This is a genomic window from Salipiger bermudensis HTCC2601 (genome assembly GCF_000153725.1).
In the GTDB taxonomy this organism is placed as follows: Bacteria; Pseudomonadota; Alphaproteobacteria; order Rhodobacterales; family Rhodobacteraceae; genus Salipiger; species Salipiger bermudensis.
The window spans coordinates 183931-202820 of sequence record NZ_DS022278.1 but is presented as its reverse complement, the minus strand read 5'-3'; the positions used below and the strand labels follow the sequence as shown (position 1 = coordinate 202820).

The window sequence follows — 18890 nt, the reverse complement described above, 5'->3', positions numbered from 1 at the left end:
GTGGCTATCTGGCACGACGGAGGAGGGGGAATCACCTGGATATCCTCCAATATGCGGTAGCGTCTGCGATCGCCTTCGGACTTGTCGCCCTGTTTGCAACCATCGTGCTGTCGCGGGTTCTCGGCTAGCGAGCTTCGAAATTGCGCAAACGTGTCAGCGGCTTGAAGACCTGATAGCTCGAGGTCCCGATAGAGAATCGCGCGAATGTGCATCTAGGCGAGCTCATTTCTGATTGAGCCGTCGCTCGAACGCCTCCAATGTCGTCCCGCTGACGTGATGCTCGATCCCTTCCGCATCGCGTTCCGCGGTCTCTTCGTCGATTCCCAGGCTCAGAAGAAAGGCGACGACGACCCTGTGGCGGCGTCGACAGATCTCCGCGAGGTCCTGCCCGGCATCGGTGAGGAATATCGCGCGGTATGGCTCCCGCCGGACCAGACCAGCAGCCTTGAGCCGCGAGATGTTCTTGGTCACGGTCGGCGGCTTCACGCCAAGCCGCTCGGCGATCTCGACCGGTCTGGCCTCCCCGCGCGTCTCGATCAGTTCCGCGATCAGTTCGACGTAATCCTCCGCCATCTCGCTTTCATGTGCCTGACGCACGGTCGCAAAGCCATCGGCCTGCGCCTCGGGAGCCCGGTCGACCGCTTCGAATGGCTCACGCCCTTGTGATTGTAGCTTTGTCATACTCGGGACTTTGCAGCGAAACAGCGGGATTGACAACTTGTTTGCTTCGGGTAGATAAGTTAGCCATGTCTAACTTTTTACTTTGGAGGCCGTGGTGATGCGAAATATTATGAGAGTGCTGCTCGCCACACTCGCAAGTGCGCTCCTCCTGTCCGGACCTGTCGCCGCGACGCCGGCCAAGGAGGCGCCTTGGCTTCCCGAGGCAGCGGCCTACCGTCTGACGCTCTTTCTTGGAAATCTCGAGCCTCTGCCCTGGGACGACATCGAGACCGCCTGGACGGAACCCTACCGGGGTTCGGAATTCTCTGTCGGGGCGCTGGCGTGGCTGGACCGCAAAAGCGATATCGAGCTACCGAAACCGCCGGATCAATGACCGTGCGCCAGTGCTCCTTTCGCCATCTGCTCGCCCACCGGTTCTCCGCCTGAAGGCCCGGCCTCAACCTGATGGCCGTTCAGGAGCCGAAGTGCGTTGGCGACCACCAGCAGAGACACGCCTACATCCGCAGCAATGGCGCCCCACATTGAGGCCATACCGAACGCGGTCAGCCCGACGAACAGCGCCTTGGTCGCCAGCGATATGCCGATATTCTGGTGGATGATCGTCATGGCACGGCGCGAATGGCCGATAAGCCAGGGTACCTTGCCGATGTCGTCGGTCATCAGCGCGATGTCGGCCGTCTCGATCGCGGCATCCGATCCGACAGCGCCCATGGCGATGGCATAATGCGCCCGCGCCATGGCCGGTGCGTCATTCACACCGTCGCCGATCATCGCCACCATGTCGTGGCTTTCGACGAGTTCCTCAATGGCCGTCACCTTGTCTTCTGGCAAAAGTTCGGCGCGCACCTCGTCGATGCCGACTTCGGCTGCCACCGCGCGCGCGGTGCGTTCGTTGTCGCCCGTCAACATCACGATGGTCTTCACACCCTGCGCATGCAGACGCGCAACGATCCCCTTTGCATCTGGGCGGATGCGGTCGCGAAGCTCCAGTACGCCGGTCACGCCGGTCTCGTCACCCACGGCAACGAGGGTGCTCCCTGCCCCTTCGATCCGATCCCGCAGATCCGCCGGAATGGCATTGCCGAACCCCTTCTCTTCGGCGAAGCGATCCGAGCCGAGCCAGATAGCGCGCCCGTCGGCGCGTCCTTCCAGACCGCGCCCGGGCACGGTACGGGTGTCCTCTGCGGCAGACACGGAAACACCATCGGCTTCGGCGCGCGAGAGGATGGCGCGTGCCAGCGGGTGTGAAGACCGCGCCTCCAGGCTTGCTGCCAGCGCCATGAGATCGCGTGCGGAAACGCCGACCAGTGGGTGAACCGCCGCCACCTCAGGCTCGCCCATGGTGATCGTCCCGGTCTTGTCCATCGCCAGTGCCGTGGTCCGCCCCGGCGCCTCGACATAGGCGCCGCCCTTGATGAGCACCCCCGCCCGTGCCGACGCGGTCAGCGCTGCCACGATGGAGACCGGCGTAGAAATGACCAGCGCGCAAGGACATGCGATGACCAGAAGGACCAGAGCATTGTAGAACCAGTAGTCCCAGGCGCCGCCGAGCAGCAGTGGCGGCACCAGCGCGATGGCGATCGCCAAAGCCATCACGATGGGTGTGTAGATGCGCGCGAACTTGGCCACCCACTGTTCGACCGGCGCGCGGCGGGCATGGGCATCGCCCACCATGCGAATGATTTTCGCGAGCACCGTGTCCGAGGCGGCCTTCGTCGCCCGCACCGTCAGTGTGCCCTCGCCGTTGATCGTGCCGGCATAGACCTCGTCGCCTGGTTCCTTGGGCACTAGCGCGCTTTCCCCAGTAATTGGGGCCTGATCGACGGCCCCTGCCCCGTCCACGACCTCACCGTCGAGGGGGATCCGGTCGCCGCCGCGCACGATAAACCTTGCATTGACTGCCACGGCCGCGGCCGGAACGTCGGATTCAGATCCATCGTCGTAAAGAACCCGCGCCGTTGGCGGCGCCAGATCGAGGAGCGCGGAAACCGCATTACGCGCCCGCCCCACGCTCCAGCTCTCAAGATAAAGCGAAAGCGAGAAGAAGAAGGCGACCGTCGCGGCCTCAAAAAACTCGCCGAGGCCGATGGCGCCCGCGACGGCCACCACCATGAGCAGGTTCATGTCGGGGCTAAGCCTCCGCGCCGAAGACCAGGCCTTGGGCGCGACAAGCCAGACGCCAAAAAGAATCGCGACGGCGAAGATCCCTGCTTCCACCATAGGCATAGGCACCTCGCCATGGCCCGCAAAGAGCCCGAGCGCGCCGCCCATGCCGGTCTCGACAATGTGAAAAAGGAATCCCGCCGCCCAGAAGCCGCCGCTCAACGAGGTAAAGCGCTTCTGACGTGCCAGATGCGCCGCCTGGTCCTCTGCTGCGTTGTCGGCATCCCATGGCTTGGCGCTCATGCCGGTCGTTGCGACCAACTGCGTGACTTCGTCGTCTGGTATCCTCTCGGCGCTATCGAGGATGGTCATTCGCCCGTTGATCACGTCGAATGCCAGGTGTTCGGTTCCGCCCACTTTCGGCCCGACAACCCGGTTCAGGATCGCCACCTCTTCGGCGCAATCGAGCCCGGAGACCTGAAAGCTCCTTCCGCCAGACGGCGCTGGCGCCGTGGACGCGACGTCCTTGCTGGCGTCGCAACAGGAGTTGCCTCTTGGGTCAGAATGCTCTTGATCACCCGGATGGCCGTGATCGTTGCGGTTGCCGTCGGAAGACATGGATTGACCTCAGGATTCATTGATTCCACATTGACATAGCCCCTACAGTAACTAGAGCTTCAAGGGCAACAAGTGGATATTCGTCCAGCAAGAAAGGCGCCCTGCGGAGGCTTGAAGCTAGCCGCCCCCTTGAAACGACGCGGTTGGAGCAACGCTTGCCGGTACGAAGCGATCAGAATGAGTGAGGTAGACATGCAGAAACGAAACGCGCCGATTATCGCAGCGACATTGGTGCTTGCTGGCTGCGCGGTGCCAACGCTGGACGACGGCGGCGCTCGCAACGAAGTGGGAAGTGTTCCCGAGGCCGTCATTGCCCTTGCTGCGCCTGGTCAGGATCTCACCACGGCGCGGCTTCGTCCCGAGGATGGCTGTTATTGGTATGAACACAGCGGTCCGGTGGAAAACACCTTGGTTCCGCTACGCTCGGCAGGTGGCAACCCCATCTGCACTTCGCGCCAGTCCTGATCAGCCCATAGATGCGTCAAGCCCACGCGTAACACATGATGCGCCAGTCAACTTCTCGGGGTGACGCTGTCTTCCGCCGAGTACAGGAATGCCGTCGAGCCAATCTCGACGTTGGGATAGAGATCATTGATGTGTGCCATGACCATTCGGACGCAGCCGGAACTCGCACGGCCGCCAATGCTTCTTGGATACGGTGTCCCGTGAATCCTTAGATAGGTGTCTCGGTCGCCGACGAAGAGATAGAGGGCTCGCGATCCGAGCGCGTTTTCAGGTCCGGGTTCCATACCGTCAGCGATATCGGCGTAAAGCTCTGGGTCGCGGTCGATCATGTTTTGTGTCGGCTGCCAATGCGGCCACCTGACCTTGCGCTTGATCGTATAGGTGCCCGGTTCGTAAAGTTTACCGCGCGCGATCGCCACGCCATAGCGCATCGCCGTGCCGCCTTCTTCGATGTGGTAGAGATAGCGCGCAACAGCATCGACATGGATATCACCGGGTACAAGTCCGTCCTTCGCGAGGACCCGCTGTGGCAGGAAGCGAGGGTGAAGGCCCCAAGGGTTGGACGTGGCCGGGTCGTAGCCGGGAGGTGTAACCTGTGCGTCCCAAGCTGCCTTCTGCGCATCGGTAGGCCACGTGTCTGCAAGGAGCGGGCTGGATATCGATGCCGAAAACAGCGCGGTGGTCGTCTGGATGAAATGTCGTCTTGTCAGCATATAGATTGCTCCGTTCACGCATTGGACGGCAAACCGAACCTTACCCCGAACGCAGTGTTGTTCGCCCGGGAAGGAGTGAGGCGTTATTGGCAACTTGCTCCATGGTGCCGTTCTTTGTCGGTGGCTTAACTCCTAAAGCTACTAGAGGTTCAAGAAAATTTTCTGTTATCAATAGACGCTGCTACTAATGGAGCTATCCGATCCGTCCCAGAACCGGAAATACGTCGAGCATCCAGTATGACAGCGCGCTCAACTGCCCTGTCATCATCGCCAGCCCCATCAAGATCATCACTATGCCCGCAAGCTGGTGGAGGCGGCGGCCAACCCGGCCGATGGCCCGCAACCGTCCCGCGATCTGGTCGGTGAATCCGGCCACGATCAGAAACGGTATTCCAAGGCCGGCGGAATAGACGGCAAGCAGCATGATACCTTCGCCCATCGTGGCACTCGCCGCACTGGCTGTCAGGATCGCGCCGAGGATCGGGCCGATGCACGGAGTCCAGCCGAAACCGAAGGCAAGACCGAGGACATAGGACGCAGCGGGTTGGCCCCCGGGGATGTTGAGATTGAATCGGAAGTCGCGTTCCATGACCGAAACACGCGCGGCTCCTATCATGAAGAGCCCGAAGAAAATGATGATGCCGCCCCCAACGAGGTTGAGTTCATACCGCCACCGAAGCAGGGCCTGACCCATTGCAGTCGCGGATGCGCCAAGTCCCATGAAGATGGTGGAGAAGCCGAGGACAAAACACAGGCTCAGCCAGACCGCGCGCGACGGCGAAGCGCCGACCACCCCGCCCTCAGCGGCTGTGCGCCCGGTTACGTAGGAGACATAACCTGGCACAAGAGGTAGCACGCAGGGGGACAGAAATGATATCGTGCCGGCTAGGAGGGCGGCGGTGAGGGCGCGCGCCAAGTGATGTCTTCGTCGACCCAGATCAGCAGGGACCCCCGCTTGCGCAGCGATGCGTTGTAGCTGGACCAGTTGGTCGTACGATAGCGGGCGGGAGATGGGTTGCTCATGGAATGCGGCTAACAGCATGGGTTCGCGAAGGGAATCCTGAGGCGTCAGACTTGTGCAACAACGCCCCGTATCATCGACCTAGTGGTGCCCACATGGCAGGCTATTTCAATGGATAGATTTTTCTCTATCAGTATGCCCGCGGCTCAGTTTGTTAGAAATGTCCTGCTGTTCAGCTTCGCTGCATTACTGCCGGTCCTGTTGTTCTACGTCTTACTGGCTCCGGGCTTTGCTCCGGCTCTTGCTGCCGGCGGACCGGCACTCATGCGCTTACTAAGGCAGGTTGCGACCAACGGTTTGCCCGTGGTTTTTGCCGTCAACTATGTCAGTTTTTTCCTTTTCGCTATGACAAAGCAACCAAAGGCGGGCTCAAGAGACACGGCGTTTTTCGTGCTGGTCGATGTCTTGCTCAGAGCCCTTCTCTTTCCAGGTCTCCACGTGCTGATATACGTTCTATCTGCCGACTGGTTCGGGTCATTCGGCGGCAATCGTTCAACCGCTTTGGCGGTTGTATCCCCGACTCTTGCGCGTTCGGCGTTTTTCGAGAACATCTCCGGCGTTTACCTCTATGCGACTATGATAAGCGCGTTGCCGCTCTACGTCTCGGCTTTCGGGCGGTCGGAATTTCTTGGACCGGTTGTACGTCGCTTGCCCATGAACACGGGCGTGATGCTGCTTGCCCTGGCTGCGTTTGCCTTGTCGGTCGGGCTGATCACGATCGGCGCACAAGGCATCGCATCTCTTCAGGCCAGGTGATGGCAGGCTAATCACCGTGGGCGTGGGCGGGGGCGGGGGCGACTTGCGGTGCCACCCATTGCGACAAGTAAACGCGCTCGAAGGCGAACACAGCGATCATCCCGACAGCGGCGTAGAGAACGATCATCGGGTCGCTTTGAAGCTTCATCACGGTGAAAGCTGCCAGTACTATCGCATCGAGCGCCAGGGCAGTCAAAAGCACGATACCGAAGGCGCCGACGTCTGCTCGACGATAGCGGAACACGCCCCAATGTATGATCATGTCCATGACGAGGTAAAAGAAAGCACCGAGGGATGCGATCCGGCCTAAATCAAAGAGCACGGCCAACGTCGCGGCGATGACGACAGTATAGACCAGGGTGTGGCGTTGGATGGGACCTGGCATACCGAAGTGGCTGTGCGGGATCATTTCCATGTCGGTCAGCATCGCCAGCATACGCGACACCGCGAAGACGCTGGCCAGAACGCCGGACGCCGTTGCGACAGCGGCCAGGATCACCGTGAGTATGAAGCCGGTTTGTCCAAGGGCGGGCTGCGCCGCTTGTGCCAGCGAATAGTCACGCGCTGAGATGATCTCCTCGATCGTGAGACTCGAACCGACCCCGTAGGCGACCAACAGGTAGACGACGACGCAGATTCCGATAGAGAACATGATCGCTCGGCCAACATTGCGATTTGGTTCAGTGATCTCGGCTCCGCTGTTGGTGATCGTGGTGAATCCCTTGAACGCAAGGATGGCCAGCGCCGTAGAGGCGATGAACCCCGTGAGCCCGTAGGATTGTGAGGTCTCGGACGCCGCGGCGAACGCAAAACCACTGGACCACAGGGCCGCGATGCCAAACAGAGCTATGCCTCCGATCTTGATCGCGGCCATGATCAACGAGAACAGCCCGACCGAGCGGTTTCCGGCCATGTTCACCAAAAAGGCGAAAACGATCACGGCCACAGCCAGAGCGGGGACCAATGGGCCACCTTCGATATCGAAAGGGCGCAGGACATAGGTGGCGAAGGTTCGCGCGACGAGGCTTTCCGCGATCACCATGCTGAGCGCCATCAGCAGTGCGGCCCCGCCCGCGATGGCTCCGGGGCCATAGCATTTCTGCAGGATCATGGCGATGCCACCCGAGGACGGCCATTTGTTCGACATCCTGATGTAGCTGTAGGCGCTGAAGCTTGTGACGACCGCGCCGGCGATGAATGCAAGCGGGAAAAGCGGGCCGGCGAGCTGCGCGATTTGCCCCGTCAACGCAAAGATTCCAGCGCCGATCATCACGCCTGTCCCCATCGCAACGGCTCCGCCCAGACTGATGGAATTTTCGCGGTACGTTTCTTTTTCGCTCTGCATAAATGGCCCCCTTTTAATTTTGGTTCATCCGAACGCTGTTGCGCGCTTCTAGATACGAACGCCGCGAAGGCGCAGCGAATTGAGCACCACCGAGATTGACGACGCGCTCATGGCGAAGGCAGCAAACATCGGACTGATGAGGATGCCAAAGAAGGGAAACAGAACTCCCGCCGCGACCGGCACGCCGGAGGCGTTGTAGATCAGCGCGAAGAACAGGTTCTGGCGGATGTTGCGCATCGTGGCCCGGGCGAGCCGCCGCGCACGCACGATACCATCAAGGTTGCCCTTGACCAGCGTGACGCCCGCGCTTTCGATGGCCACATCGGCGCCGGTGCCCATGGCGATGCCGACATCGGCCTGCGCGAGCGCGGGGGCGTCGTTGACGCCATCCCCGGCCATGGCGACCTTGTGGCCCGCCTCTTGCAACTCAAGGATGATCCGCGCCTTGTCCTCCGGCAGCACGTCGGCCCGGATCTCATCGATTCCGAGCCGCGTGCCGATGGCCTTGGCCGTGCGTTCGTTGTCGCCGGTCGCCATGATGACGCGGAACCCCAGTTCATGCAGATCCTCGATGGCTTCTGGCGTGGTCTCCTTCACTGGGTCGGCGACAGCAACTAGACCGGCGATCTCGCCATCCAGCACAACGAACATGACCGTCTCGCCTTCGTCGCGGCGGGCATTGGCCTTGGCGGTCAACGCGCCCGCCTCGAGCCCCAATTCGCGGATCATCGCCAAATTGCCGAGCGCGACCGCTTTGCCGTCAACGACCCCCTTGACGCCCTTGCCAGTGACCGCCTCGAAGTCCCGTGCCTCGTCCATTTTGACATCTCGCTCCTCCGCACCCCTGACGATCGCTTCGGCCAAGGGGTGCTCCGATCCGCGCTCAAGCGATGCGGCGAGACGCAAGACCTCGGCTTCGTCGTGGCCGGGTTGCGGGAGTACGTCGACAAGCCGCGGCTTGCCTTCGGTCAACGTGCCGGTCTTGTCGACGATCAGGGTATCGACTTTCTCGAACCGCTCCAGCGCCTCGGCGTTCTTGATCAGCACCCCTGCCTGAGCGCCCCGTCCTGTCGCTGTCATGATCGACATCGGTGTCGCCAGGCCAAGCGCACAAGGACAGGCGATGATCAGAACCGCCACCGCCGAAATCAATGCGTAGGAAAGCGCAGGCGCGGGCCCCCAGATCGCCCAGGCGATGAAGGACAGGACCGCGATACCGATGACGGCCGGAACGAAATATCCCGCCACCTTGTCGGCGTATTTCTGGATCGGGGCGCGCGAGCGCTGCGCGTTCGACACCATCTCGACAATTTGAGCCAGCATCGTGTCGGACCCGACACGCGTCGCCTCCATCACCAGACTGCCGGTGCCATTGATCGTCGCGCCGGTCAGCGGGTCGCCCTCGGTCTTCTCGACCGGCACGGGTTCACCGGAGATCATGCTTTCGTCGACCGAGGACCGGCCGTCCAGAACCACGCCATCGACCGGCACCTTGTCACCGGGCCGCACGCGCAGCCGGTCCCCGACTTGCACGTCCTCCAGCGGGATTTCCTCCTCGGATCCGTCGTCCCGGATGACCCGCGCGGTCTTTGCCGCCATGTCGAGAAGCGCGCGGATCGCCTTGCCGGTCCCCTCGCGGGCGCGTAGTTCCATCACCTGGCCGAGCAGCACCAGCGTCACGATCACCGCCGCCGCCTCGAAATAGACGCCGACATGGCCTTCGGAGTCTCGGAACCCATCAGGGAATATGTCCGGTGCGAGAACGGCAACGACGCTGAAGAGCCAGGCGGCAAGAACGCCCATGCCGATCAGGGAGAACATGTTGAGGTTCAATGTGCGGAACGAAATCCATCCGCGTTCCAGAAACGGCCAGCCGCACCACAAGACCACTGGCGTTGCCAGGATCAATTCGATCCATTGTGTGGTGCTTTCGCCAAAAAAAGTCCGGACTGCGGGGAAACCGACGAATGGCCCCATCGTGAGGACAAGGAGCGGGATCGTCAGGACTGTGCCGACCCAGAACCGCCGTGTGAAATCCACCAGTTCGGGGTTTGGACCTTCATCGCCCGGCACACCGGATTCCAGTTCCAATCCCATACCACAGATCGGACACGCGCCCGGATCAGGCTGCCGCACCTGAGGGTGCATCGGGCAGGTGAAAATGGGACCATCATGTCCTGTAGGAACCAGATCATATCGGCCATCGGCCGGCGTGGCACCCGCGTGGTGTTCGTGATGATCATGTGCTGAATGGACCTCGAGCTCCGATTCCGGCACGAGGTGCATCCCGCATTTCGGACAATTGCCGGGCTCGTCCTGCCGCACCTCAGGGTGCATGGGGCAAACGAATACCGAAGAAGCTGCTGTGGTTTCAGAACTGTCGGGAGTGCTCATTTTGCGGTCCTTTCCGAGAATGCTTCTCTTGCCTAGGGCTTCCATCCGCGGGAGGGTCAAGAGAGATCAGTACGGCGATTACATTGCGGCTCTGCGGGGTGGCGCTGTCCGGCCCCGTTCCCGCCGGGCGAACACGATCAACGCCAGCCCGACCAGCGCCATTGGCATGGAGAGCAACTGGCCCATGGTCAAACCCCACTCACCAAAATGAAGCGCATGGCCGATCGGGTTGTCCGCCGTCACAAATTGTTGGTCCGGTTGCCGGAACATCTCGACGAAACTTCGGGCAAGACCATAGCCGGTCAGAAACACGCCAGCCAAGGCACCGGGCATTTTCAGCCAGCCCCGGCCCCAAGCGAGATAAATGAGCAGTATTCCAAGAATGAGCCCCTCCAATACCGCCTCGTACAGCTGGGACGGGTGTCGGGCGCAGAGGCCGCTAACCCCTGGGCAGGCCTGCGCGACTTCGCCGGGAAAGATCACCGCCCAGGGAACGTCCGTTGGACGCCCCCACAACTCATTGTTGGTGAAGTTCGCCAGCCTTCCAAGAAACAAGCCTGGTGGTGTTGCCAAAGCCAGCAAGTCGCCAGTGCTGAGCAATGACGCGTTCTGTCTAAGGCAGAACAGCAAGGCCGCGATGACAACTCCCGCGAACCCCCCGTGGAAAGACATGCCGCCTTGCCAGACCATCAGAATTTCCAAGGGATTGGCGAGATAATATGCGGGCTGGTAGAACAGTACAAAGCCCAGGCGACCACCAGCAATCACGCCGATGATGATCCACGTCAGAAGATCTTCGATCTGCGTTCGGTCAAGCGGCGGTCCAGCTGACGTCCAGAGCGCGGGACGGCTTATGGCACTCGAACAAATGCGCCAGCCAATCAGGATACCGAAGATATAGGCTAGCGCGTACCAGCGGAGTGCGAATGTGACCCCCCCGATGTCGAAGGAGAAGAGGTCGGTTCCAATATCCGGAAATGGCAATCCCGCTGGCAGCACTGGGTGAGTTCCTCATCAGGAATTTACGTGGGGATTAGATGGCATTGATCGAGCACCGCTAAAGGCGCTCGATCTGCGACAGGGCATCCAACGCCCATCCCGCCATCACGCGGTGTCGAGGGCGTCCCGAAGGAGATCGCGGACTTCGCCGGCGACCGCGTCCAGGTCTTGGTTCTGCACCGCCTGCATCGAAGCGACAGGATCGACCGCGCTGACCTCGGTGTCGCCGTCCAGTTGCCGCAGGATAACATTGCAGGGAAGCATCGCACCGATGCGAGGCTCGATCTCGATGGCTTTGTGCGCCATGCCCGGATTACAGGCCCCCAAGATGCGGTAAGGCGGCATGTCCGCATCAAGTTTCTTTTTCATCGTCGCTTTGACGTCAATCTCAGTCAGAACGCCGAAGCCCTTGTCTGCCAAAGCATCCCGAACACGCATCTCTGCGTCATCGATTTTGGTGTCTTTCAGGACGCGATCATAGGTATAGGCCATGGGAATTTTCCTTTCCGTGTCTCTATTTGTTGGCATACCGAGGCTAAACGGTTCAGGTCGCGGTTCGGTTCAATGTCCCGACCGCGAATGGTTTTGGGGTTGTGAGGACGGGTGCCGGAAAAAAACCGGCACCCATTGGCTCAGTTGTCCTGCATCATGGAGCCGTTGCCCATGCCCTGACCGTTGCCAGGCCGCGCAGGCGCATCTGCCATATTCGACCGCATCATCTGCATCCGCTCCATCCTATCGGCAGGAGCGGCCATCTCTTCCGGCGTCACCGCGCCGTCGCCATCGGCATCGAGGTGTTGGAAGCGATCCACCATCATTTCGCGGATCATCGCGCTGTGGAGAGCTTCAAACTCGGTAATCGAGAGGCTTCCATCCCCGTCGCTGTCAAACTCGGAAAGCTTGGCCTGCAGCTGCGTGCGCATTTCTTCCGGCGTCGTTGTGCCGTCTCCATCAGTGTCGAACATTTGCATCATGCCGCCAGCCATGCCTGGGCTCATCATACCACTGCCCATGCCTGCGCCCATCATGCCTGCGCCCATCATGTTTCCGTGCATGCGCTTCATCATGTCCATCATTCCGCCCATGTTCCCCATCATACCGGGACCACCGTTCTGCATCATGCCTGGTCCGCTCTGGGCGCCAAATTGTCCCCCACGCCCGTGGTTGGCGTCCGCGAATGCGGCACCGCCAAGGGCGGTTGCAGCCAGGGTCATTGCAGCGAGTAAAGTGTTGCGTTTCATTTCGATCACCTCGTGTCAGTGTTGCGATACCCAGCATATGGGGGGCACCTGCAGATGCGGAATGCCACGCGAGCCGGTGTTTTGTATCGCGAGGTCACAAAGGCGGGGTCTGTTACAAATTGCGACAAATCAATTCGGGGCGAACGCTCCTCTTCATCTGAAACATGCGATATCCAGAAAAAAAGGTGTCGAGGATCCGTATACCAACCGAAACCGAACCCATGTTTCGGTAGAGGTGAAATCCGGAAGAGTTGATGTCGAGATTGCTAGAGGCCCTGAATATCCCGAAAATTCAATCATTCAACCCATGGCAGGAGGCTGCAGGGTGCTCTTTTTGAACCGCATTTTCTCAGTTCTAACCTTGGTAATTTTGGCGGGGTGCGGTGCAGGAAACGACATGCGCCCGGATGCTTCAGCCGAAGTCATCAGTAGCGCATCCTACCGTCACGATGGACCGGCCGCGCTGACGTTGTACACCATGATCAACAACAGGTCCGGGGCGGGTGCGCATAGCAGCGTCATGATTAATGGGTCGCAGCGTGTTATCTTCGATCCGGCAGGAACGGTCCGGCTGAGCGCTGTACCGGAACGGGGAGATGTGCTTTATGGCATTACTCCACAAGTGGCCGATTTTTATGCGCGGGCTCATGCTCGCGAGACCTACCATGTCGTCATACAAGAGATCGATGTGTCTCCCGAAGTCGCGGAGCAGGCTTTGCGCCTTGCAATTGCCAGCGGCCCAGCCGCTTCCGGTTTTTGTAGTGCCAGTACCTCCGCGGTACTCAGACAATTACCAGGATTTGAATCCATCGGACGCACATTTTTTCCAAAGCGCCTGATGGCGGATTTTGGCAAGTTGCCGGGCGTGCGAACCACAAAGCTGTTCGAGAACGATGAGGACGACAAATCCGTAGCGATCGCACAGTTCGAAAGTTCACTTGCGACACAGCCGTGAGTGTTCGTCCAACAATTCATTGGAAGATGTCCCTGCACGACGCAGTCCTCGGCGTGTGAGCCAAAGATGCAATAGGTTAGCTTCGAGCGGTAACGCTGTCTTCGGCCGAGTAAAGGAACGCCGTCGATCCGACAGCGACATTCGGATAGAGATCATTGATGTGGGCCATCACCATGCGCACGCATCCCGAACTGGCCCGGCCGCCAATGCTGCGAGGGCTCGGCGTTCCGTGAATTCGAAGGTACGTATCCCGATCTCCGACGAATAGATACAAAGCCCTGCTGCCCAAGGCATTGTTGGGGCCGGGCTCCATACCGTCGGCAAACCGCTCGTAAGCCTCCGGATCGCGTTCGATCATTGACTGCGTTGGCGTCCAGTGCGGCCATTCGACCTTTCGGCGGATCGTATAGGTGCCGGGTTCATAGAGATCGCCCTTGGCAATCGCCACCCCGTATCGCATCGCGGTGCCACCTTCCTCGATATGGTACAGATAGCGCGCGATCGCATCGACGTGAATGTCACCCGGGCGCAAACCGTCATTCGCCAAAACGCGTTGCGGCAGCAGCCTGGGATGCAGCCCCCATGGGTTGGTTGTTGCCGGGTCATAGTTGGCGGGCGTGATCTGCGCATCCCAAGCTGCTTTTTCGGCTGTTGACGGCCAGGTCTTAGCGAATGCTGGCGAACTCAGAGACGCTGAAAACAGCGAGCCGGAAAGTGCAAGGAAGTGTCGTCTTGTAACCATGAAGCGAAGCCCTTTGTTTGTTTTCGATGAATGCGGGACGATTCAAGAAACGTCCGCGACCCCATGCCACCGAACCTTTTGATGTCTTGCGATCGCGACCAACCAGAGGCAAGCAAGGACACCGCTTAGGATCGCGTTCCAACTGGCCATGGACAACGTCAGAAATTCCCAGACAACCTCACTGCACAGAACAAGATTGGACGTATTTGAACTGGCAGAGGGCAGCAATTCCGATACCGACATTTGGGAAACATCGAGGCCGGATCCCGTGCAAGAAGTCGGTCCCTCCCACCAGCCGCGCTCGACACCGGTATGAAACACTCCCAACGCGGATGTGCTGAGTACCGACAGGGCACCGATTATCAGGATTGGCAAAATCGGCAGAGCAAAGAGCAACAGAGCGCCCATTCCAATGGCGATTGCGTGTGGGTAGCGTTGCCAGATGCACATTGCGCACGGCGCGTACCCAAGAGCCTGGAAAACGAAGGCCCCCAACAGCAAGGCGGCTGATCCTGCCGCCGCAGTCATGCCGAGAGATTTTGGTGTCAGGGTCAATGAACGCTCCCATTGGCAGTCGATGGACCTGTTTCTCGCTTGTCAGGTTACGTAGACGGCGAAAGGCCTGTTATCATTCAGAGATTTGTAACGGTATGTATCCGTCTCGACCCTCAGCCGACTCTGATCCACGTTGCCATACCGTCGGCTTGGTGGCTCAACATGTGGCAATGCAGCATCCACGATCCCGGATTGTCCAGGACGACGAGAATATCCCGCGTCTCGCCGGTATCCAGATAGGTCGAGTCCCGGTATGGACCGGCTTCACCCGCCGCATCGAGTTCCCAGAAATGGTGGCCATGCAGATGCATGACGTGTGGGAACCCGGTTTCGTTGCGGATCGAAATGCGCGCGGTCGTCCCCTGCGCGGCGGATAGGAAAGGCCTTCGAGGCAGGCCGGATACGTCATTGAGCGCCCATGTCCCTGTGCCGTTGTGGGACGCGCTTCCCGCACCTCCCTGGAGCACCAGCTCCGCGGTTTGGCCGGGGTCTTTCGGGGCGGGCATTCGGTTGGCGGGCAATGCGGTGATGGGCGCTTTCGCGGGCTCACGGGAACCGGAAACAGCGATTTCGCCAAGGCTCAACGTCTGTTCTCCAAAGCTGTCGTCGAATCTAATAGGCCCGGTCGCATCACCAATCACATCGCATCTTTGCCCCGGAGCGAGAAGGATCGGTTCGAGCGTCCGAGGATGCGCCAGAGGCATGCCATCCAGTGCAACGATCTTGCCTATCAAACCATCCAGGCCGACACGGTACACCCTGTCGATAGAGGGATTTATGAGACGCAGTCGCAGACGGTCGCCTCGTTTCACAGTCTTGCCGGTTCCATTGAAAACAAGTGCCGTGACCGTATTGCCGATACGGCCCTCGGTTGCGAAGTGGGCCGGGTTGAACGCTTCGTCGTACTGCCCGGACTGATCCAGCAAGACATCGAAGAACTGAACAACGATGTCATGGTCGACAGCCGGCGCATTTTGCTCCTCGACGATGAAGGCGCCGAAAAGACCGCGGCTGACCTGATCGTAAGACAGGTAATGCGAGTGATACCAATACGTGCCGGCATCCGGGACGCCGAATTGATAACGATACGAGTCGCCCGGAATGACCACATCCTGAGTGAGGACGTTGACACCATCCATCCGATTTGGAACCCGCAACCCATGCCAGTGAACGAGAGCGCCCTCCTCCAATCGGTTATCGAGGGTAATGCGGGCGGTTTGTCCTTGTCGCATTCTGACTTCTGGGCCCGGCAGACCACCGTTGAAGCCCAACATCGACACGTCGTACCCAGCAAGGTGCGCCTTGATCGATTGGGGCGCGAGGATCAACTCGTGTGTCGCTGCTGGCAAGCGGGTACCAGCCAGCGCAACGGTCATCCCGCCAAGGAAAGACCTCCGGCTCAAAGACAATTCCGTCACCTCATGAATGATAGACTGGCTTTCGCCAACTGCCGCACTTGTGCCATTTCCGGAAGAGGAACTTCAAGGCGACAGAACACTCCTCACGCCGTTGTCACTTTGGGATACAGGAAGACGCGGGCGCCGATTTCAACGCGTTCGTACAGATCCTTCACATGTTCATTCGTCAACCGCGCGCATCCATTCGACACGGCAGACCCAATTGTCTCCGGGGCGTTCGTTCCATGAATGCGAAGATAGGTATCGCGTCCCTCGGCATCGTAGAGATAGAGCGCGCGGGCCCCGAGCGGGTTGTTTGGCCCGCCTTTCAGTCCATCCTTGTACTTTGCGTATTTGCGTGGCTCGCGCCGGATCATGGCGTTCGTTGGCCGCCACCATGGCCATTTGGCCTTGCGCGCTACCGTGAACTCTCCGGGTTCGTACAAACCTTTGCGCCCTACCCCGACCCCGTAGCGGATCGCCATCCCGTCCTCGAGCATGAAATAAAGGAAAAAATCGTCGGGAACGACGTGGACATCGCCTTTAACCCAGTCACCACGACGGGTGTTTACCAATTGTGGTTCGAACCGTTCGGGCAATTTGACTTTGTGGGCCCAGGCAGTTGTGGGCAGAAAGCAACCCATCGCTCCGGCACAAATCAATTCTCGTCTCGTGAAATTCTGCATGGCGCGATCTCCTCGGACCCATGAAAATTCAGTGCGCGTCAGGGGCAAAGAAAAGAAGCCGTGAACCGGGGCAAACGACGCGCCTTTGTTGCCTTGAAACTACGAAAATTCGTGCTTTTGGAACTCTCCAGCGCTGGAATGTTGTTGTTTTACAGAGAACTGCAAGGAGGTGACTGGAAATGCACTACTCACGATTCTTTATGATGATCGGAACATCGACCGTGGTCATGTTCGTTCTGATGTACCTGAACACCTATCTTTGGGGCCATATCTTCTTTTCGGAGACACGCCTTTACATGGCCATCCTGATGGGGGCGACCATGGCCGTGATCATGTTGGCGTACATGTTGTCCATGTATCAGAACACCAAAGCCAACATCGCGATTTTCGTTGGCGCAATAGTCCTTTTCGCGGCGAGCCTCTGGCTGGTTCGCGGGCAATTCACGGTGCAGGACAGGTCCTACATGCGCGCCATGATCCCGCACCACTCGATCGCCATCATGACGTCGACTCGTGCCGAGATCACCGACCCGCGCGTCCGGGGGCTCGCAGACGACATTATCTATGCGCAGGACAAGGAAATCGCCGAAATGCGCTACCTTATTGCTGACATTGGAGCAAACGGCGAAGCATCGGCCACGCGAAGCGAAACGCCGGCGCAGGTTGTGGATGCGCAACAGGCGCTTCAAACGGAGGTCGTGTCGAAGGTCGATCCTGAGTTTCTGACGGAAGACGAAATCGCTGCGGTGTTCCCGAATGGCGGAAATTGCCGCTTTGCTTACACCTCGGACAGTCCGGCTGTACTGGTGACTGGTGAAACCGGCGAAGGGTCTGCCGCCGCAATGAAGATCAGCGGTGATCTGGTGCGCCTGAATGCGCAGGGCGAAAATGCATTTTCTGAAGGCCCGCTGTCGGCCGAGATCGCAGAGACGAACGGTGACCTGACCGATCTGATCGTCAGCGCGGGAACCGACTACGAAGCCGGGTTCCGTGGTCAACTTACGTGCAGCGGATAAGGAGGAAAGGACATGCCCCGCGACACAGACAGTAAATCCGCGCAGCTTTATCGCATGGTCATGCCGGGCCATGTCTGCCCCTACGGTCTGAAATCGAAAGACCTGCTGGAGCGGCAAGGCTTCGAGGTGGAAGACCATCCGCTTGACACCCGTGAAGACACCGATGCTTTCATGGAGAAGCACGGGGTCGAGACGACGCCGCAGACTTTCATCGGGGACGAACGGATCGGCGGTTACGACGATCTCAGGGTGTTTTTCGACATTGACCCACCCGAGGAAGAGCAAAGCGACACGACCTACCAGCCGGTCATCGCGATCTTTTCCGTTGCCGCGCTGTTGGCATTGGGCCTGTCTTGGCACCAGTACGGGTCGGTCCTTACCTTGCGGGGGTTCGAATGGTTCATTTCGCTGTCCATGACCATTCTCGCGATCCAGAAATTGCAGGATGTCGAAGGGTTTTCGACGATGTTCCTCAACTACGATCTGCTGGCGCGCAAATGGGTGCGATACGGCAAGGTCTACCCGTTCGGCGAAGCGTTGGCAGGTGTCCTGATGACTGCCGGCGCGCTGCTGTGGCTCTCGGCGCCTGTCGCCCTGTTTATCGGCACGGTCGGCGCTGTCAGCGTGTTCAAGGCTGTTTATATCGACAAGAGAGAGCTGAAATGCGCCTGCGTCGGCGGTGACAGTTCCGTCCCGCTGGGGTTCATTTCGCTGACGGAAAACCTGATGATGATCTTCATGGGTATCTGGATGCCGGTCCGCGCGATCTGGTTCTGAGGTACAGCCCCTTCTTGCCTGTCACTTGGCCAACCGCTCCGGCGACAGATCCTCGATGATGGGGCAGTCGGGCCGGTGATCCCCGGCACATTTTTCCACCAGTTCGGCGAGCGTCGCGCGCATGGATTGCAGTTTCGCGATCTTTTCCTCGATCTGGCGCAGATGGTCTTCCGCAACCGCCTTCACTTGCATGCTTTCGCGGTTTTCATCCTCGTAGAGCGACAGGAGCGTCCTGCAATCTTCGATGGTGAACCCCAAGGCCCGTGCGCGACCCAGAAACGCCAGCTTGTGAATGTGGCTCTCGGTGAACGCGCGGTAGCCGTTCTCGCTACGGTTCGGGCGGATCAGCCCGATGTCCTCGTAGTAGCGGATTGTTTTTGGGGGCACACCCGATTGTCGGGCAACGTCTCCGATGTTCATGTCGAA

General features: G+C 59.6%; 20 protein-coding genes and 1 pseudogene. 6 read left to right on the top strand and 15 right to left on the bottom strand.

Annotated elements, in window-relative coordinates:
* Positions 1–222 precede the first annotated feature (222 nt).
* Positions 223–681: a manganese-binding transcriptional regulator MntR gene (gene mntR / locus R2601_RS23580; RefSeq protein WP_008327326.1), complete on the bottom strand. Its 459-nt coding sequence runs from the start codon at positions 679–681 to the stop codon at positions 223–225.
* 97 nt (positions 682–778) lie between these two features.
* On the opposite strand from mntR, the gene R2601_RS23575 reads away from it, so the two are divergent.
* Positions 779–1054: a hypothetical protein gene (locus tag R2601_RS23575; protein ID WP_012187175.1), complete on the top strand. Its 276-nt coding sequence runs from the start codon at positions 779–781 to the stop codon at positions 1052–1054.
* Here the strand turns inward: R2601_RS23575 and R2601_RS23570 are convergent.
* Positions 1048–3402: a heavy metal translocating P-type ATPase gene (locus R2601_RS23570; RefSeq protein WP_207287124.1), complete on the bottom strand. Its 2355-nt coding sequence runs from the start codon at positions 3400–3402 to the stop codon at positions 1048–1050. The two genes, R2601_RS23575 and R2601_RS23570, sit on opposite strands and share 7 nt — an antisense overlap.
* Before the next feature lie 177 nt (positions 3403–3579).
* On the opposite strand from R2601_RS23570, the gene R2601_RS26325 reads away from it, so the two are divergent.
* Positions 3580–3867 carry a hypothetical protein gene (locus R2601_RS26325; RefSeq protein WP_369817429.1) on the top strand — a complete coding sequence of 96 codons (288 nt, stop codon included), beginning with the start codon at positions 3580–3582 and terminating at the stop codon, positions 3865–3867.
* Between the two features lie 47 nt (positions 3868–3914).
* Here the strand turns inward: R2601_RS26325 and R2601_RS23565 are convergent, their stop codons facing one another.
* From R2601_RS23565 to R2601_RS26560, 3 genes and pseudogenes are all read right to left on the bottom strand, one after another.
* Positions 3915–4580: a L,D-transpeptidase gene (locus R2601_RS23565; protein ID WP_007803448.1), complete on the bottom strand. Its 666-nt coding sequence runs from the start codon at positions 4578–4580 to the stop codon at positions 3915–3917.
* A gap of 193 nt (positions 4581–4773) precedes the next feature.
* Positions 4774–5496 (bottom strand): cytochrome c biogenesis CcdA family protein, encoded by a 723-nt coding sequence (locus tag R2601_RS23560; protein WP_007803446.1) that lies wholly within the window; start codon positions 5494–5496, stop codon positions 4774–4776.
* Positions 5484–5603, bottom strand: a pseudogene (locus R2601_RS26560) (IS5/IS1182 family transposase); the annotation flags it as partial. The gene R2601_RS23560 and the pseudogene R2601_RS26560, both read right to left, overlap by 13 nt.
* 109 nt (positions 5604–5712) lie before the next feature.
* On the opposite strand from R2601_RS26560, the gene R2601_RS23555 reads away from it, so the two are divergent.
* A complete protein-coding gene (locus R2601_RS23555; protein ID WP_007803445.1) occupies positions 5713–6357 on the top strand; it encodes a hypothetical protein in 645 nt (214 codons plus the stop codon).
* Positions 6358–6364: 7 nt separating this feature from the next.
* Here the strand turns inward: R2601_RS23555 and R2601_RS23550 are convergent, their stop codons facing one another.
* From R2601_RS23550 to R2601_RS23530, 5 genes are all read right to left on the bottom strand, one after another.
* Positions 6365–7702 (bottom strand): APC family permease, encoded by a 1338-nt coding sequence (locus R2601_RS23550; protein WP_007803442.1) that lies wholly within the window; start codon positions 7700–7702, stop codon positions 6365–6367.
* 48 nt (positions 7703–7750) lie between these two features.
* Positions 7751–10096: a copper-transporting P-type ATPase gene (locus R2601_RS23545; RefSeq protein WP_012187177.1), complete on the bottom strand. Its 2346-nt coding sequence runs from the start codon at positions 10094–10096 to the stop codon at positions 7751–7753.
* A 78-nt stretch (positions 10097–10174) separates the two neighbouring features.
* On the bottom strand, positions 10175–11095 hold the full coding sequence (gene lgt / locus R2601_RS23540) for a prolipoprotein diacylglyceryl transferase (protein WP_007803438.1): 921 nt from the start codon (positions 11093–11095) through the stop codon (positions 10175–10177).
* Between the two features lie 105 nt (positions 11096–11200).
* Positions 11201–11587, bottom strand: coding sequence for a DUF302 domain-containing protein (locus R2601_RS23535; RefSeq protein ID WP_007803435.1), 387 nt, complete (start codon positions 11585–11587; stop codon positions 11201–11203).
* A gap of 140 nt (positions 11588–11727) precedes the next feature.
* Positions 11728–12336: an EF-hand domain-containing protein gene (locus tag R2601_RS23530; protein ID WP_012187178.1), complete on the bottom strand. Its 609-nt coding sequence runs from the start codon at positions 12334–12336 to the stop codon at positions 11728–11730.
* 397 nt (positions 12337–12733) lie between these two features.
* On the opposite strand from R2601_RS23530, the gene R2601_RS27745 reads away from it, so the two are divergent.
* On the top strand, positions 12734–13291 hold the full coding sequence (locus tag R2601_RS27745; RefSeq protein ID WP_012187179.1) for a hypothetical protein: 558 nt from the start codon (positions 12734–12736) through the stop codon (positions 13289–13291).
* Between the two features lie 76 nt (positions 13292–13367).
* Here the strand turns inward: R2601_RS27745 and R2601_RS23520 are convergent, their stop codons facing one another.
* From R2601_RS23520 to R2601_RS27625, 4 genes are all read right to left on the bottom strand, one after another.
* Positions 13368–14033: a L,D-transpeptidase gene (locus tag R2601_RS23520; protein WP_012187180.1), complete on the bottom strand. Its 666-nt coding sequence runs from the start codon at positions 14031–14033 to the stop codon at positions 13368–13370.
* Between the two features lie 42 nt (positions 14034–14075).
* The gene (locus R2601_RS23515) at positions 14076–14588 is read right to left on the bottom strand and encodes a disulfide bond formation protein B (RefSeq protein WP_012187181.1); all 513 of its coding nucleotides are present in this window, start codon (positions 14586–14588) and stop codon (positions 14076–14078) included.
* 113 nt (positions 14589–14701) lie between these two features.
* Entirely contained in the window at positions 14702–15964 is a 1263-nt protein-coding gene (locus R2601_RS23510) for a multicopper oxidase family protein (protein ID WP_007803424.1), read from the bottom strand.
* Between the two features lie 125 nt (positions 15965–16089).
* On the bottom strand, positions 16090–16671 hold the full coding sequence (locus tag R2601_RS27625; protein WP_012187183.1) for a L,D-transpeptidase: 582 nt from the start codon (positions 16669–16671) through the stop codon (positions 16090–16092).
* A gap of 179 nt (positions 16672–16850) precedes the next feature.
* On the opposite strand from R2601_RS27625, the gene R2601_RS23500 reads away from it, so the two are divergent.
* Positions 16851–17687, top strand: coding sequence for a DUF305 domain-containing protein (locus tag R2601_RS23500; protein ID WP_012187184.1), 837 nt, complete (start codon positions 16851–16853; stop codon positions 17685–17687).
* Positions 17688–17699: 12 nt separating this feature from the next.
* Positions 17700–18464: a MauE/DoxX family redox-associated membrane protein gene (locus tag R2601_RS23495; RefSeq protein ID WP_012187037.1), complete on the top strand. Its 765-nt coding sequence runs from the start codon at positions 17700–17702 to the stop codon at positions 18462–18464.
* A gap of 21 nt (positions 18465–18485) precedes the next feature.
* Here the strand turns inward: R2601_RS23495 and cueR are convergent, their stop codons facing one another.
* On the bottom strand, positions 18486–18884 hold the full coding sequence (cueR, locus tag R2601_RS23490; RefSeq protein ID WP_007803416.1) for a Cu(I)-responsive transcriptional regulator: 399 nt from the start codon (positions 18882–18884) through the stop codon (positions 18486–18488).
* Positions 18885–18890: the final 6 nt, after the last annotated feature.

Excerpts from the sequence above, each read along its gene's own strand:
- R2601_RS23510 (WP_007803424.1), bottom strand. The coding sequence starts at position 15,964 with ATGACCGTTGCGCTGGCTGGTACCCGCTTGCCAGCAGCGACACACGAG.
- R2601_RS23535 (WP_007803435.1), bottom strand. The coding sequence starts at position 11,587 with ATGGCCTATACCTATGATCGCGTCCTGAAAGACACCAAAATCGATGAC.
- R2601_RS23545 (WP_012187177.1), bottom strand. The coding sequence starts at position 10,096 with ATGAGCACTCCCGACAGTTCTGAAACCACAGCAGCTTCTTCGGTATTC.
- R2601_RS27625 (WP_012187183.1), bottom strand. The coding sequence starts at position 16,671 with ATGCAGAATTTCACGAGACGAGAATTGATTTGTGCCGGAGCGATGGGT.
- R2601_RS23550 (WP_007803442.1), bottom strand. The coding sequence starts at position 7,702 with ATGCAGAGCGAAAAAGAAACGTACCGCGAAAATTCCATCAGTCTGGGC.
- R2601_RS23530 (WP_012187178.1), bottom strand. The coding sequence starts at position 12,336 with ATGAAACGCAACACTTTACTCGCTGCAATGACCCTGGCTGCAACCGCC.
- R2601_RS23520 (WP_012187180.1), bottom strand. The coding sequence starts at position 14,033 with ATGGTTACAAGACGACACTTCCTTGCACTTTCCGGCTCGCTGTTTTCA.
- R2601_RS23495 (WP_012187037.1), top strand. The coding sequence starts at position 17,700 with ATGCCCCGCGACACAGACAGTAAATCCGCGCAGCTTTATCGCATGGTC.
- R2601_RS23565 (WP_007803448.1), bottom strand. The coding sequence starts at position 4,580 with ATGCTGACAAGACGACATTTCATCCAGACGACCACCGCGCTGTTTTCG.
- R2601_RS23500 (WP_012187184.1), top strand. The coding sequence starts at position 16,851 with ATGCACTACTCACGATTCTTTATGATGATCGGAACATCGACCGTGGTC.
- R2601_RS27745 (WP_012187179.1), top strand. The coding sequence starts at position 12,734 with ATGCGCCCGGATGCTTCAGCCGAAGTCATCAGTAGCGCATCCTACCGT.
- mntR (WP_008327326.1), bottom strand. The coding sequence starts at position 681 with ATGACAAAGCTACAATCACAAGGGCGTGAGCCATTCGAAGCGGTCGAC.
- R2601_RS23555 (WP_007803445.1), top strand. The coding sequence starts at position 5,713 with ATGGATAGATTTTTCTCTATCAGTATGCCCGCGGCTCAGTTTGTTAGA.
- R2601_RS23570 (WP_207287124.1), bottom strand. The coding sequence starts at position 3,402 with ATGTCTTCCGACGGCAACCGCAACGATCACGGCCATCCGGGTGATCAA.
- R2601_RS23575 (WP_012187175.1), top strand. The coding sequence starts at position 779 with ATGCGAAATATTATGAGAGTGCTGCTCGCCACACTCGCAAGTGCGCTC.
- cueR (WP_007803416.1), bottom strand. The coding sequence starts at position 18,884 with ATGAACATCGGAGACGTTGCCCGACAATCGGGTGTGCCCCCAAAAACA.
- R2601_RS26325 (WP_369817429.1), top strand. The coding sequence starts at position 3,580 with ATGAGTGAGGTAGACATGCAGAAACGAAACGCGCCGATTATCGCAGCG.